The sequence below is a fragment of the Dyadobacter endophyticus genome, assembly GCF_014641595.1.
In the GTDB taxonomy this organism is placed as follows: Bacteria; Bacteroidota; Bacteroidia; order Cytophagales; family Spirosomataceae; genus Dyadobacter; species Dyadobacter endophyticus.
This window is the reverse complement of the sequence record NZ_BMIA01000002.1, coordinates 1,330,862-1,346,584: the sequence shown is the minus strand read 5'-3', so window position 1 is coordinate 1,346,584 and position 15,723 is coordinate 1,330,862. Positions and strand designations below refer to the sequence as shown.

Sequence of the window (15,723 nt, the reverse complement as noted above, 5' to 3'; positions counted from 1 at the left end):
CACAAACTATGATCAAAAATCTACTTCGGGCAGCACTCATCGTGCTGGCTCAGCATGTTTATGGACAAGTTGCATCCGACGAGCAATACATCCGCGAAAATTATTCGAAAGCGGAATACGACATTCCGGTGCGGGACGGCGTGAAGCTTCATACGATCGTCTACTCGCCCAAGGATGCTTCTGCCGACAAGAAATACCCCTTTTTAATGCAGCGCACGTGTTACAGCGTGGCTCCCTACGGTGCCGATAAATACCCGCCGCGACTGGGCCCGAGCCCGACGCTGATGCGCGACAAGTTCATATTCGTATACCAGGATGTGCGCGGCCGCTACCTGAGCGAGGGCGTGTGGACGAACATGACGCCGCATATCGACCAGAAAAAAGGTAACAACGACGTCGATGAGGCCTCGGATACTTACGATACAATCGAATGGCTGCTTAAAAACGTCGCGAACAACAATGGCCGTGTGGGGCAATGGGGCATTTCGTATCCCGGTTTTTATACGACAGCCAGCGCGTTGGCCGGTCACCCCGCATTGAAAGCCTCGTCGCCGCAGGCACCGATCGCCGATTTCTTTTTCGATGATTTCCATCACAACGGTGCATTTACGCAGGGATATTACCTCACGTTCCCGGTTTTCGGCATCAAGCCGCCGAAGCCAACCACGGATTCCTGGTTTGCGGGCGAAATGTTCACGCCAAAGCCGGACGGTTATACATTCAACCTGGAAATGGGTTCTTTGAAGAATTTTGACAAATATTATTCAAAGAATTTTTACTGGCAAGAGACCGTCGAGCATCCCAATAAAGATGAGTTCTGGAAAAAACGCGATATCCTGCCGCATTTGAAAGGCGTGAAACATGCATTCATGACCGTGGGTGGCTGGTTCGATGCCGAGGATTTGTATGGCCCTTTGAATACCTATAAAACACTGGAAAGGAACAATCCTTCCATGTACAATACATTGGTGGTAGGGCCATTTGGGCACGGCCGGTGGAGCCGCGAAACCGGGCATACTTTGCACAACGACATTTATTTTGGCGATAGCATTGCTACTTTTTACCAAAACAATATTGAAGCGAAATTCTTCAAGCACTTTTTGAAGGAAGCCGGTGACGGAAAGACCGGCCTACCGGAGGCTTATTTGTTTGACACGGGTAAAAAAGAATGGAAGACGTTCGATAAATGGCCGGTAGCAAATGCGGAAAAACGCAAGCTTTATTTCCATTCAAAAGGTAAACTGGATTTCGATGCGCCGAAAGAAAGCAAATCGGTGACCGAATACGTGAGCGACCCGTCGAAACCGGTGCCTTACACGGCCAATTACAAGCAAATGTCGGGTTTTACGCCATTTGAATATATGTCGGAAGACCAGCGCTTTGCAGGGACCCGCCCCGACGTGCTCGTTTTCGAAACGGATATCCTGACCGAAGACCTTACCCTTGGAGGCGAAATTAATGCCTTGCTGAAATTTAGCACCACCGGTACCGATGCCGATTTCTTTGTGAAACTGATCGACGTTTACCCTGACGACGAAAAGAACCACGCCTATATGCCCGATCCGAAAGTGGTACTCGCCGGTTATCAGCAAATGGTACGGAGCGAAGTAATGCGTGCCCGCTTCCGTAACAGTTTCGAAAAACCGGAACCGGTTGTTGCGGGCAAAATTACCGATCTGAAATTCCGTTTGCAGGATGTGCTGCATACCTTCAAAAAGGGCCATCGCGTGATGGTGCAAGTGCAAAGCACGGCATTCCCGCTGTTCGACCGCAACCCGCAGAAGTACATAGGGAATATCTACAAAGCAGAGGATTCGGATTTTACCACTGCTAAACACACGATTTATCATCAGGCCGGAGCTCCAAGTTCCCTGGAAGTGGAGATCATTAAATAGCGGCCGTTTTTATGGATTCAAAATTTTTTCTGATGACTTTAATGGCAGCATCAGCATTGTCGGTACAAGGCAATGCTCAGCAATTGGAATATCCTGAAACGAGAAAGCAGGAGCATTTCGACGAATACCACGGTGTGAAAGTGGCCGACCCCTACCGGTGGCTCGAAGACGACCGTTCCGAGGAAACAGCGGAGTGGGTAAAGGAGCAGAACGAAGTCACATTTGGGTATCTGAATGCGATCCCGTTTAAGAAAAAGATATTTGAGGACCTGGAAAAGGCTTACAACTACCCTAAATATTCCGCACCCAGAAAGAAAGGGGAGTATTTCTATTTCTACAAAAACGATGGTTTGCAAAACCAGGCCGTGTTGTACCGCCAGAAAGGCCTGAATGGCACGCCGGAAGTAGTGATCGATCCGAACAAGCTTTCGCCCGATGGTACTACACGGCTTACTGTTTTCAGTTTGTCCAAAGACGGAGCCCATGCGGTATTCGGCTTCTCGAAAGGCGGCTCCGACTGGCAGGAATACCAGGTGATGAATATGAAAGACCTCTCCATGCTCGCCGACAAAGTGGAATGGGTGAAAGTTTCGGGAGCTTCATGGCAGGGCGATGGCTTTTATTACAGTCGCTACCCCAAGCCGGATGGCAGCGCATTGGCTGCCAAAAACGAAAATCACCAGGTGTTCTTTCACCGCGTCGGTACGGCACAGGCGGAGGATAGGCTGGTGTTCGAAGATCCCGCGAACCCGCAGCGTTTCCACACTGTCGGCACGACCGAGGACGAGGAATATGCGGTCCTGACTGTGAGCGATCGTGGAAAGGGGAAAGACGGTAACGGGGTGTGGGTATTGAAAAAGGGTGAAAGTCGTTTTGTCCCGATCCGGGAGGAGATCACGGACGCCAGTTTCCGCATTATCGAAAACATCGGCGCGGATTTCCTGGTAGAAACCAACGATAATGCACCGAATGGCAAGGTTATGCTTTTCAAAACGGCTGGCCGGAATTGGGAAACAGTGTTATCAGAGCGCAAGGAACCGCTTGAATACGCACAGTTGGCAGGCGGGAAGCTGTTTGCTTCCTATTTGAAAGATGTCACGAGCCGCGTGTCCGTATATGATCCCAAGGGTATTGTTGAAAGTGAAATCGAACTGCCCGGATTGGGTTCTGCGGCAGGATTTGGAGGGGATAAAGAGGATACCTTCGTGTTCTACACCTATACTTCTTTCAATTATCCTTCGACGATCTTCCGATATGACATTGCGAGCGGTAAAAGCAGCGTTTTCCGCGAACCCGAAGTGGCATTCAAGCCATCGGACTACGAAACGAAGCAGGTATTTTACCCAAGCAAGGACGGAACCCGCATTCCTGCATTCATTACTTATAAAAAGGGCTTGAAATTGGATGGTACCAATCCGACAATCCTGTATGGTTATGGTGGTTTCAATGTCAGCTTGCCGCCCGCGTTTAGCCCTACCCGTATCCCGTTCTTCAACCAGGGCGGTATATTTGTTCAGGCCAATTTGAGAGGTGGCAGCGAATATGGTGAAAAATGGCACGAGCAGGGCATGAAGCTGAAAAAGCAGAATGTGTTTGATGATTTCATCGCTGCGGCGGAATATTTGATTCGTGAAAAATACACTTCTCCCGAAAGACTGGCCGTTCAGGGTGGTTCCAACGGCGGGTTACTTGTAGGGGCGGTTATGAACCAGCGTCCCGAGCTTTTCAAAGTGGCATTACCCGCTGTGGGCGTAATGGACATGCTCCGTTTTCACAAATTCACCATCGGTTGGAACTGGATTGCCGACTACGGAAGCAGTGATAATGCCGAGGAGTTCAAGGTATTGTACGGCTATTCCCCGCTTCACAACATCAAAGCAGGCGGTCATTACCCCGCCACGATGATCACCACCGCCGATCACGACGACCGCGTAGTTCCCGCACACTCTTTTAAATACGCTGCTGAGTTGCAGGCAAAAGCCGGCAAAACATCCTCCAATCCCTTGTTGATCCGGATCGATACCAATTCCGGTCATGGGGCGAGCAACACCAAAAAAGCCCTGGAAACCCAGGCGGACATTTACGCATTCCTCTTCCGCAATATGGGCCTCACCTGGAAGTGATTGACTGGTAGCGTGTAATCTAGTATTAAACTTCAATAATTTTTTGTAACCGGTGCGCATTCTATTGTGCATTCGGTTACATTTGTATATACAATATTCTTATAGTACCGGCTGCGTCTTTCTGCCAGCCCAGGCACCCGCTCAACGTTCATCAGGACTTTACTTAACCTTTTAGCAACGCTATGAAGAAATGTCTGCTTGTGCTCTTGTGCCTTTTTATTTCCCTGCAATCTTATAGTCAGTCGCTGGAAACAGACCGGCTGGCGCTCATCGCATTCTACCAGGCTACCGGTGGGGATAATTGGTTTAACAATACCGGTTGGACTGTCCCCGGAAATCCAGGAGATAATCCCTGCGGCTGGTATGGAGTTACCTGCGAAGGCGGGCGTGTGACCAGTCTCATTATGGAACAGAATGATGCTTATGGAGCGATACCGGCAGCAGTCGGAAGCCTAACCGCTTTGAAACATCTAGACCTTTCGGGAGCAGGGGATGAGCTTCCTCAGTTCCAGGGAAATCTGCCCGCGGAACTGGGTAACCTGACTAACCTGGAATACCTGGATATTAGTGAAAACAGGATAGAGGGGCCGAATATTCAGGTCATAGGTAGTCTCACGAATCTTAAGCATTTATCCATAACGCCATATTGGAACGTGCCGACAAGCTTTGCTAATCTCACCAATCTGGAATATCTGCGGATGGCAGCAGAAGATTATCCCTTTCCGACTTCGACGAATTTAGGTTCGATTCCGTCGTTTTTTGGAACATTCACAAAGCTGAAAACACTGATCCTGCGCAATGCTCATGCCACTGGCTCTGTTCCGTCCTCAATAGGCTTGCTTTCGAATCTGGAAGTACTGGATTTGAGCCAGAACGCGCTTACCGGTACTATTCCAGCCTCATTCAATAACCTGACCAAACTGACGAAACTGGATTTGTCATACAATAATCTGACTGGTCCGATCCCTAATGTTCTTGGGATTCCTGTGGCCGCTGAGGTAAGAATCAATAATAATGCCTTCAACTTTTCTGGTATGGAGTCCAATATCAGCCGCCTTGATCAATATTTGGAGCAAGATTTGATCGATGCGCAATTGACTTATCCGTTGTGCCTGGGTTGTACAGCAGCTAGCATTGAAGTCTACGCGGGCGGCACGGAGGCTAATAATACATACAAACTGTTTAAGAACAATGCACTGACTACGACGCAGACCGGTGACCGATACATAGATTTGGATGGGGAGGGTATTTACCGGGTAGAAGTGACGAACAGCCTGGTGCCGGGTTTGACGTTGATTACAAAAGACCACGTGTCGGTTAGACTCCCCGTAACCCTTGTCTCTTTCGAAGGCAAATCCGAATCCAACCAAACCAAACTCACCTGGAAAACTACTTCCGAAACCAACGACAAAGGCTTCGAAATCGAACGCAGCGCGGATGCGCGGACGTTCGAGAAGATTGGTTTTGTGGACGGAAGTGGCGATACAAAAGATGATCAGTTTTATCACTTTACCGATCTCAACCCGCTGGCAACAGGCTATTACCGCTTGAAGCAGCTGGATTATGACGGGAAATCTGAATACTCCAAAATCATCAAGCTGAAAAGAAGCGACGCCGTATTTAAAATTTATCCTAATCCTGCTTCATACGAAGTGATCGCTTCGGGTTTTGAAGGTGTGAAGGATCTGCAAGTTGTGAATGAGACTGGCCGGATTGTTTTGAAAACGCAAGCTGATGCAGGAAAACCTGTTTCCGTACAATCTTTAAAGCCTGGCCTGTATACTATCCAAATCGGAACAGACACGAGGAGATTGCTGATCAGCAAATAATGTAGTGGAAGTTTGTAACCGATTGTAAATATTTAATAGAAAAACATGAACTTTATGGGAAAGTTATTGTCATAAAGTTCATGTATGAAACAAGTTTTATCGTTCCTTCTTCTTCTTTGTTCAATCAATTCTTTCGCACAAACGCTCGAAGGAGACCGGCTCGCATTGGTTGCACTCTATAATGCCGCCGGTGGCCCAAATTGGTATTCCGAACGCGACAACCCCTGGCCATTGCCTAGTCAGCCAGGAGATAGTCCCTGCGGCTGGTTCGGAGTTACCTGCGAGAATGGTCGCGTAGTGAGTATCGATCTCGGAGGTAATGAACTGAGCGGGCAGCTTCCTCCGGAAATCGGAAACCTTACAGCACTCCGGGATCTTTCGCTAGCAAACCATGGACTGAACCTGTATCCGCCGTTGACGGGAAAAATTCCTGCAGAGTTCGCAAACCTGACCAATCTCGAAAATCTAAATCTGGTCGACAATTTTTTCGGCATGGAAGGAATCGATGTGCTTTGGGGAATTACAAGCTTAAAAACGCTTTCCTTTACTCCTTTGTGGCCTATTTCTGAGTCGATTGGAAACCTGACGAATCTGGAAAGTCTTTCACTTCTTGCAGGAAGGGCATTGCCCTCGATTCCCAACCTCGGTAACCTGCCGTCTGCAATTGGTAGCATGACGACGATCAAAACGTTGTCGATACAAACGCCGGGATTTTCGGGTGCCATACCGGGATGGATCGGGAACCTTGTTAACTTAAATTCATTGACGATTACCTATGCCGGATTTTCGGGGCAAATACCTAAAGAGCTGGGCAACCTTGTAAATGCGACATCCATAATGCTTGCAGGTATTCGGCAGAGCGGAAATGTTCCCGCAGAAATTGGAAATCTGGCGAAACTGAATACCCTGGTCATAACAGATTGTGAATTGTCTGGTAGCTTGCCTGCTACTATCAATAACCTCACCCAGATTCGGAAAATGGTATTTTCTGAGAATAACTTAGGTCGTCGCTTGCCAAACGTCAGCAATTTCGACCCAGGCGCGCTGACTTTGTATGGCAACAAATTTACTTTTGACGGGTTGGAGGAAAACTTTCCCAAACTTTCGAGCGGTATACAACAACAGAATCTGCCGATTACTATCAATAACAAAGTATTGTCGGTGTATGCGGGCGGGACACTTGCCAATAATACCTACCGTTGGTATCGTTTTGGCGAATTGGTGGCCACGAAAACCGGCGATAGTACATTTGTGATACAGGAAGACGGAAATTATTATGTTACGGTGAATAATTCCGTCGTGACGACTTTGATGCTCGTAAGTGAGACTTATAGTGCTACGCTCCCCGTAACCCTAGTTGACTTTCGAGGCAAATCCGAATCCAACCAAACCAAACTCACCTGGAAAACTACTTCCGAAACCAACAACAAAGGCTTCGAAATCGAACGCAGCGCCGATGCGCGGACGTTCGAGAAGATTGGTTTTGTGGACGGAAGTGGCGATACAAAAGATGATCAGTTTTATCACTTTACCGATCTCAGTCCGCTGGCAACAGGCTATTACCGTTTGAAGCAGCTGGATTATGACGGGAAGTCTGAACATTCGAAAGTAATTGTGGTAAGGGCCGGAAAAGCGGTGATCAATATTTACCCGAACCCGGCACAGACTGAACTGACGGTAGAAGGAACGGGTGGTAATGACATAGTGTCGGTTTTTACGCCAGCGGGCAGGTCGGTGGTTACCGACGCAGCACTGGTAGGCGGTAAGCTCGATTTGAAAGATTTGAAAGAAGGGATTTACACGATCAAGATCGGCGATGTCGCGAAGAAATTGCTAATAAAGCGATAGGTACAGTAAGGTTATTTCTGTTTTTCATGGTCTGAACTGTTACAAGCATGGTTCAGGCCATTTGTTTTATACAAAAACTTCCAATTCTCACATTAATTCTCAAATTATTTCAACATGCAGGATACAACAGGACGGTGTGCATTGCTAAGTTTCCTAATCTTGCACATAAGTTCAGAGTAGTATTAATCTGTTAAAATACTTTCAGGAAAGAAGCGCTTTTACCTCAAAATGATAAAAAATCAGGAAACAAATATGAGCAGTTCTAAAGTAAGCCAGTACAGGTATGTAAGCTATTTATGGGATGAAGAGAAGGCCGCTTCCCTGGGTGATGATCAGGTAGCACTTCTTCTGTACCGTTCAAATCTGTTGGGTGCAGATCTTCGCCTGACCAACTATGCTGGTGGAAACACGAGCTGTAAAACCATCGAAAAAGATCCGCTGACGGGCAACCCCGTGGAAGTGATGTGGATCAAAGGTTCAGGTGGCGATATTGGTACTTTAACAAGAAGCGGACTGGCCGGTCTGTATGTCGACCGCCTGCACAGCCTGAAAAGCATTTACCGCGGACTCGAATTCGAAGACGAAATGGTGGAGCTGTTCAACCATTGCATTTACGACCTGAAATCAAAGGCTCCGTCTATCGACACGCCGCTGCACGGCTTGCTGCCTTTCAAGCACATCGATCACCTGCACCCTGATGCACTGATCGCGATCGCGGCATCGAAAGAGGGTGAAGCCATTACCAAAGAACTGTTCAACGGAGAACTGGCGTGGGTGCCCTGGCAGCGTCCGGGCTTCGACCTGGGTCTGCAACTCGAACAGGCATTGAACGACAATCCGGGCATTCGCGGTATCGTATTGGGTGGTCACGGATTGTTCACCTGGGGTGATACTGCTTACGAATCTTACATTAATACGCTCGATACAATCGAAAGAGCGTCGGAATACCTGGCCGAGAACTATGGCAAGAGCCGTCCCGTTTTCGGGGGCGCGCGTCTGGAAAGCGAGCCGAAAGAGCGGCGCGCTGCAATAGCGGGCAAGCTGGCGCCTTATTTGCGCGGTCTGGCTTCCGAGCAACAGGCGATGATCGGTCACTTTACCGATGACGAGCGTGTATTGGAATTCATCGCGAGCCATGATCTGGACAAACTGGCGCCACTCGGTACCAGCTGCCCCGACCACTTCCTGCGCACGAAGATCCGTCCGTTGGTGCTCGACCTGCCATTCGAAAAACTGGAAGCGGCCGACGCCGAAATCCTCGAACACATTCGCCCGCAATTTGAAGCATACCGCGAAGGCTACATTGCTTACTACGAACGTTGCAAGCATTCCAACAGCCCCGCCGTGCGTGACCCGAACCCGGTGATTATCCTGTTGCCAGGTGTAGGTATGTTCTCGTTCGCGAAAGACAAGCAGACTGCCCGCGTTGCGGCTGAGTTTTATATTAATGCAATTAATGTAATGAAAGGCGCCGAGGCGATCTCTTCTTACGTTTCATTGCCCGAGCAGGAGGCATTCGACATCGAATACTGGTTGCTGGAAGAAGCGAAATTGCAGCGTATGCCGAAAGAAAAATCGGTATCGCGTAAAGTCGCATTCGTAACCGGCGGCTCGGGCGGTATCGGCAAGGCAATCGCTCAGAAACTGTTGCAGGAAGGTGCTTGCGTGGTGATTTCGGATATCGACGAAAAAGCATTGGCCGAAACCAAAGCGGAATTCGATGCGAAATTCGGCAAGGACTTTTCGGATACGACCGTGGCGAACGTGCTCGACGACGAGGCGATCAAAGCTGCATTGCATGCGACTAAACTGAAATACGGCGGTGTGGATATCGTGGTAAACTGCGCAGGTTTGTCGATCTCGAAACCATTGGCGGATACTACGATCAAAGACTGGGATATTTTGCAGGATGTATTGGTAAAAGGCCAGTTCCTGGTATCGCAGGAATCGGTTGCTATCATGCGTCAGCAAGGACTGGGCGGCGATATTATCAACATCGCTAGCAAGAATGGTATCGTTTCCGGCCCGAACAACGTGGCTTATGGAACGGCCAAGGCTGCTCAGCAACATATGTCGCGCCTTTTGGCTGCTGAACTCGGCCCGGACAGAATCCGCGTGAACGTGGTGAACCCGGACGCGGTAATCGCCGGAAGCAAGATCTGGGAAAGCGGCTGGGCTGCCGGACGTGCGAAAGCATACGGCATTAAAGTGGAAGAACTGCCGGCTTACTATGCAAAAAGAACCGTGCTGAATGCGGAAATCCATACGGACGACATCGCAAACGGCGTGTACATTTTCGTGAGCGGCTTGCTCAACAAAAGCACCGGAAACGTGATCAACGTCGACGGCGGTGTTCCTGCGGCATTCCTTCGCTAATGATCAAAATATGTTAAATCAGACTTGGCGGGTTTTTCAACTTGCCAAGTCTTTTTAATTCTATCCAGATGAAAATTGAACAATATCAGATCGACCAGCATAACGACAGCCTGTTTTCGCGGCATAACAACCAGTTCATATTCCTCCAAGAGCAGCTGGGTGAGCAGGGGATCAATGCCAAAGACATTGTAAAATTGCTGGAAGCATTCCAGGTCGCGATTCCGAGCTGGGCATTGGGCACCGGCGGTACACGTTTTGGGCGTTTCTCGGGAGTAGGAGAGCCCCGTTCATTGGAAGAGAAAATCGAAGATGTAGGCTTGCTGCACACATTGAACCGTTCCAGCGGCTCTATTTCGCTGCATATTCCCTGGGACATTCCAGGCCAGGCCCAACCGATTATAGACCTCGCGGCATCGCTGGACCTGAAATTCGATGCGGTGAACTCGAATACATTCCAGGACCAGAAGGACCAGGCGCTTTCATACAAATTCGGCTCGCTCTCGCACGTAGACGCGAAGGTGCGAAAGCAGGCGGTCGAACACAATATTGAAGTAATTAAACACGGCGAGAACCTCGGTTCCAAAGCATTGTCGATCTGGCTTTCGGACGGCTCTTGCTTCCCGGGTCAGTCGAATTTTGTAAGGGCATTCCAGAACACGCTCGAATCATTGCAGGAAATCTATGCAGCATTGCCCGACGACTGGAAGGTTTATGTGGAATACAAAGCCTACGAGCCCAATTTCTATTCAACCGTGATCCAGGACTGGGGCAGTTCGCTGCTTTTCTGTCAGAAACTCGGTCCGAAAGCGGATGTACTGGTTGATTTGGGACACCATTTGCCTAATGCAAACATCGAGCAAATTGTAGCGACATTGATGATGGAAGGCCGACTGGCTGGTTTCCATTTCAACGATTCTAAATATGGCGATGACGACCTTACCGTAGGCGCTATCCGTCCTTACCAGCTGTTCCTGATCTTCGTTGAGCTTGTAGAAGGTATGAAACGCGCCAACCGCGCAAGCGATACTTACGCATGGATGATCGACGCCAGCCACAATGTGAAAGATCCTTTGGAAGATTTGCTGCAATCGGTAGAAGCAATATTGATCGCACAGGCGCAGGCTTTGCTCGTCGATAGCAAAAAACTGGAACAGGCTCGGGTCGAAAACGACGTGGTATTTGCCCAGCAAATCCTGCAAAACGCATTCCGCACGGATGTGCGCCCGCTCGTACGCGAGGCCATGCGCCTGAGCGGCGGCTCGCTCGACCCGATCGGTCTGTACCGTCACCTGGGTGTGCGCAATGAGCTGCTTAACGAGCGTGGTAAGCTGACGGTAGCGACGGGGCTTTAAGGATGTCAGTCTGAGCGGGCGGCCCCGTCCGCTCAGACTGACATCCATCAAAGCGACTTCCGCCTGATCAGCGTAAACGGGTTTTTGACAATCGCCCGCTTCCCTTCCTTGATAATCTCTGCCGCAGTTTTACCCATTTGCTCATGGTCGGTGGAGATGGTGGTAATGCCGTCGAGCAAGATTTCTTTCAGCGGTGTCTCGTTGTAGGAGATAATGCCAATGTCTTTCCCAACGGTAAGTTGTTGTTCTTTACACTTCTTGATCAGATTCACCAGATCATTTTCTTCAATCACCACATAAGCCGTATCCTGCACAGCCACGCCGTTTTCATGAAAATCATACATGATCTCGTGCTCGAACTCGTGCTGGATGCAGAAAATCCGGAAACCTTTGATGATTTCCTTCGGATAGCGGATCATGGTGGGGAAAATGAGGATCAGCTTTCTGTAAACCTTCAATAAATCCACGGCTTCATTGAGCGCATATACAATGTCCTTTTCAAAATTCTGGAAAACGGACGAATGCTTTTTGCTGTTGAACTCGATGTCCTTGTCGAGCAGGATCAGCTTTTCAGGCGGGATCATTTTCAGCGTTTCGATAGCCTCCTCTGCTTTTTCATAGAAATGCGGCATGATCACATAATAGTCGTACTCGCCCAGGCTATTCTTGATCAGGTTTTTGAAAATATTGGTATTGGAGTGATGAATATGCAGGTCGACGTTCACATTGCGGCCGATATTCTCAACAAATGCATTGTAAACCTGTTTTTTATAGTTGCTGATCTTATTAAAAACCAACAAAATGCGCAGCGACGTTTCAATATCCACTCGGTTGATAAAATAGCCTTTTCCGCGAACTGAAATCAGCACGCCGTCCTTGATGAGGTGCTTGTAGGCCTTTTCGACGGTATCGCGGGAAAGCAGGTATTCTTCACTTAACTGGTTAATAGAAGGGATCTTGTCGCCTCGTTTCAGCTTTCCTTTACTAATCGCCTGCAAAAGCGATTTGATGATTTGCATGTACTTGGGTGCACTCTCTTTGAACTCAATGTCAAATTGTATTTCCATTCAATACCGTGGGTTGGGGATCAAGCTAAAAATAACATTTTTATCTGTTTTCGAAACGTAAATCGAAAGTCTTCATAAACAAAAACAACCCGGTGGAGAATACTACTATCCCGCCGGGTTGTTTTTATGTTAAGGCTTGCAATTATCTTGGTCCTCTGCCGCTGCGTTCGCTGGAACCGCCGCCTCCGCCACGGTTTCCATTATCGCCGCCGCCGCGATTGCCGCCTCCGTTGTCGCCGCCACGGTTACCACGGTCGTTGCTGCGTGGCTCCGGTGCGCTTCTTTCCTGCCGTTCTACGCGCGGTGCCGGTTCGAATGTCCGGTTGCTGCGTTCCTGTCTTTCAGGGCGTTCAATGTTCGGACGTTCCACGCGTTCGGCACGTCCACCAAAGCCTCCGTTACGTTCGGGGCTATTGCCCGGGTTGCCGTAGTCGCGGTTGCGTTCCGAGCGGTTAGGTGCTTCGTTGCGATCATTCCGGCTTGGATTCGGCGTTTCGTAGCGGTCATTTCGGCCCGGATTGGGAGCTTCGTAGCGATCGCTGCGATTATCATTCGATTCGCGGTTGCGTTCGTTACGGCCATTGTTACGGTCTTCGAATGGATTACGCGAGCCACGTCTTGAATTGTCACCAGGTTCAACGCGGTTATCGTCGTTGCGGTTGCTTCTGTCGATACGCGGGTTGGCGTCGATGGTGCGGCCTCCGCGGTCGTTGTCACGGGTTCCATAGTCGTACCGGCCATTGCCGCGGTCGGCGATAATCACCCGTCCCCGACCTCTCGGGCTGGCGTCGATCGTACGTACAGGTACGCTTCTGCGGGTAATACGTTCGATCTCGTCGCGGCGCGGGCCGTATACATACGTGCGGTTATTGTTTCGGTAATAGTTGTTAATTACCACGGTGTTGTTGTAATAATGCGATACGCGTCGTTGCGGAGCGCAGTAAGAATGCCAGCTGGGACTCAGTACATAGCGTTGCGGTACAAACACCCACCAGAACGACGGAATATTGATCGACACATTGATATTCACACCCGGCCCCAGCGGTGCCCAGCCGTAGTAGCCGCCACCCGAGCGCCAGTTAACCCACGCAGGTCCCCATTCGTAATCGGGTACCCAGAACCAGCCGTAATAGTCGTCGTAAGACCAGCGGCCGTAGTGGAATGGAGCCCAGCCCCAATCGTATTCCGAAACCCAGGTGTTTCCATATTCCGTTTGTTCCCAATAACCCGCGGTGGAGTAGGGCTGGAAGCCACGGGGAACGTCGGGGATCCAGACGGAACCGTAATGCGGATTACGCACCCACCGGCCGTAGGGAGAAAGCTCGTCATAGAAAGTTTCAAATGAGATCCTGAAACCGGGTTGTGCCTGGGTTTTGTTAGAAACCGAAACACCGCCGAGCATTAAAATGAGCAGACCGATTATTCTTAGTGTACGCATGGTGTCCATGACTTTATGTTTTTAATTGTTTTCCTGTTGTTTAAAAATCGATTCTTGGACGTTACTTTTAGATTCTGGTTTAATGGCCCCGCCGGACATTAACACGTGTTAACAAAACTTTAATTACCAATGATAAATCCTGAAATCCTGCATTCCGAACTCGTCTTTCAGACAGCCCGGAGCGGTGGTAAGGGAGGGCAAAATGTGAATAAGGTCGAAACAAAGGTAGAACTGCGTTTTGATATCCCGAATTCGCAATTCCTGACCGGCGAGGACAAGCAAAAGCTGACCGAAAAATTATCCAACCGATTAACGAACGGTAAAGTGCTCGTATTATATCACCAGACTGAGCGCTCGCAGCTGGCCAACAAGGAAAAGGTTGTCGAGAAATTCGATCGCCTCGTCCGCCAGGCACTTACCGTCGAAAAAGACCGCAAAGCTACCAGGCCTACATTGGCCTCCAAACTTGACAGATTGAAGGCCAAACAACGCAACGCCGCCATTAAGTCGATGCGCCGCAAACCTTTTGACGAATAAACGAAAACACCTTTATGACCGCCGTCATGCCTGTTCAGCCCAAACTCAGCGCCGTACTTACATTACCCGTCATCGTAGCCTCGCTGGGCTATTTCGTGGATGTGTACGATTTGCTGCTCTTCAATATCGTGCGCGTTCCCAGCCTGAAAGACCTCGGGCTTTCGGAAGAGGAAATCTCGCAGATTGGCGCTAACATTTACAACTGGCAGCAGGCCGGGCTGCTTGTCGGTGGTTTTATGTGGGGGATATTGGGGGATAAGCTCGGCCGTCGGTCCGTCCTTTTCGGCTCGATATTGACCTATTCGCTGGCGAATATCGCCTGTGGTTTTACTCAAAATGTTGAAATCTATTCGATGCTGCGGTTTATTGCGGGTTTCGGCCTGGCAGGTGAACTGGGCGCCGGCATTACATTGATAGCCGAGATATTGCCAAAGGAATTACGAGGTTACGGAGCTTCGGTTGTGGCAAGTGTAGGCCTGGCCGGTGCCATTGCAGCGTTTTTTGCTGTAAAACTTACGGACTGGCGGATGGCCTATTTCATCGGCGGAGGTATGGGATTGATTCTGCTGATTTTGCGCATTAATGTACTCGAATCCTTTGTTTTTAATAAAAGTCTGGAAAAACGGGGCTCCAAGCCTGTGCCCTGGTGGACGATATTCACCAGCTGGTCGCGGTTCGTGCGCTATGTGCGGTGCATGGGCATTGGTTTGCCAACGTACATGGTAATAGGCATTTACTCCACTTTTGGTAACGAATTTGCCAAAGCGCTAGGAATTACCGACGAAGTCCAGGCGGGTACCTGCGTGCTATACACGTACATAGGCGTTGTCACAGGCGACTTTTTTAGCGGGATACTGAGCCAATGGATGCATTCACGGCGAAAAGCGATATTGCTGATGATGCTGATGACGCTGGCTGGCGTGGTGTGGTTACTTTCCGGAGGCATCAACAATGCCACTACATTGTACATTTGTTACATGTGGCTTGGCTTCTCGATCGGCTACATTGCCATGTTCCTCACTACCACGGCCGAGCAATTCGGTACCAATCTGCGCGCGACGGTCACTACATCGGTTGCCAATAATGTACGTGCAACGGTTTTGCTCACGTTGCCATTGTTCCAGTTCCTGAAAAAGGATTCGGGCGTTTTGCATTCAGGCGCTATTGTGGGCGCATTATGCTTTTCGCTGGCGTTGCTATCGCTCTGGCAGATGGAGGAAACTTATGGCAAGGAGCTGGATTACGAGGAGGAGTAACG

General features: G+C 49.4%; 10 protein-coding genes. 8 read left to right on the top strand and 2 right to left on the bottom strand.

Annotated elements, in window-relative coordinates; translation table 11 throughout:
• The first annotated feature begins 8 nt into the window (after nucleotides 1–8).
• The 6 genes from IEY24_RS17705 to IEY24_RS17680 all read left to right on the top strand — a co-directional run bounded on the left by IEY24_RS17705 (nucleotide 9) and on the right by IEY24_RS17680 (nucleotide 11,423).
• Complete coding sequence (locus IEY24_RS17705) at nucleotides 9–1,895, top strand: CocE/NonD family hydrolase (RefSeq protein WP_188934444.1); 1,887 nt, start codon at nucleotides 9–11, stop codon at nucleotides 1,893–1,895.
• An 11-nt stretch (nucleotides 1,896–1,906) separates the two neighbouring features.
• On the top strand, nucleotides 1,907–4,018 hold the full coding sequence (locus tag IEY24_RS17700) for a prolyl oligopeptidase family serine peptidase (protein WP_229222532.1): 2,112 nt from the start codon (nucleotides 1,907–1,909) through the stop codon (nucleotides 4,016–4,018).
• Nucleotides 4,019–4,200: 182 nt separating this feature from the next.
• The gene (locus IEY24_RS17695; RefSeq protein ID WP_188934442.1) at nucleotides 4,201–5,847 is read left to right on the top strand and encodes a leucine-rich repeat domain-containing protein; all 1,647 of its coding nucleotides are present in this window, start codon (nucleotides 4,201–4,203) and stop codon (nucleotides 5,845–5,847) included.
• Between the two features lie 84 nt (nucleotides 5,848–5,931).
• Entirely contained in the window at nucleotides 5,932–7,695 is a 1,764-nt protein-coding gene (locus tag IEY24_RS17690; protein WP_188934440.1) for a T9SS type A sorting domain-containing protein, read from the top strand.
• Nucleotides 7,696–7,947: 252 nt separating this feature from the next.
• The gene (locus IEY24_RS17685; RefSeq protein ID WP_188934438.1) at nucleotides 7,948–10,071 is read left to right on the top strand and encodes a bifunctional aldolase/short-chain dehydrogenase; all 2,124 of its coding nucleotides are present in this window, start codon (nucleotides 7,948–7,950) and stop codon (nucleotides 10,069–10,071) included.
• 68 nt (nucleotides 10,072–10,139) lie between these two features.
• The gene (locus IEY24_RS17680) at nucleotides 10,140–11,423 is read left to right on the top strand and encodes a sugar isomerase (RefSeq protein WP_188934436.1); all 1,284 of its coding nucleotides are present in this window, start codon (nucleotides 10,140–10,142) and stop codon (nucleotides 11,421–11,423) included.
• 47 nt (nucleotides 11,424–11,470) lie between these two features.
• On the opposite strand, the gene IEY24_RS17675 is transcribed toward IEY24_RS17680, so the two are convergent.
• Nucleotides 11,471–12,490, bottom strand: coding sequence for a GntR family transcriptional regulator (locus tag IEY24_RS17675; RefSeq protein WP_188934434.1), 1,020 nt, complete (start codon nucleotides 12,488–12,490; stop codon nucleotides 11,471–11,473).
• A 142-nt stretch (nucleotides 12,491–12,632) separates the two neighbouring features.
• Nucleotides 12,633–13,928, bottom strand: a complete 1,296-nt coding sequence (locus IEY24_RS17670) for a DUF6600 domain-containing protein (RefSeq protein ID WP_229222530.1) — start codon at nucleotides 13,926–13,928, stop codon at nucleotides 12,633–12,635.
• Between the two features lie 129 nt (nucleotides 13,929–14,057).
• On the opposite strand from IEY24_RS17670, the gene arfB reads away from it, so the two are divergent.
• Nucleotides 14,058–14,465, top strand: a complete 408-nt coding sequence (arfB, locus tag IEY24_RS17665) for an alternative ribosome rescue aminoacyl-tRNA hydrolase ArfB (protein ID WP_188934430.1) — start codon at nucleotides 14,058–14,060, stop codon at nucleotides 14,463–14,465.
• Between the two features lie 14 nt (nucleotides 14,466–14,479).
• Nucleotides 14,480–15,721 carry an MFS transporter gene (locus IEY24_RS17660; RefSeq protein ID WP_188934428.1) on the top strand — a complete coding sequence of 414 codons (1,242 nt, stop codon included), beginning with the start codon at nucleotides 14,480–14,482 and terminating at the stop codon, nucleotides 15,719–15,721.
• The last annotated feature ends 2 nt before the right edge of the window (nucleotides 15,722–15,723 follow it).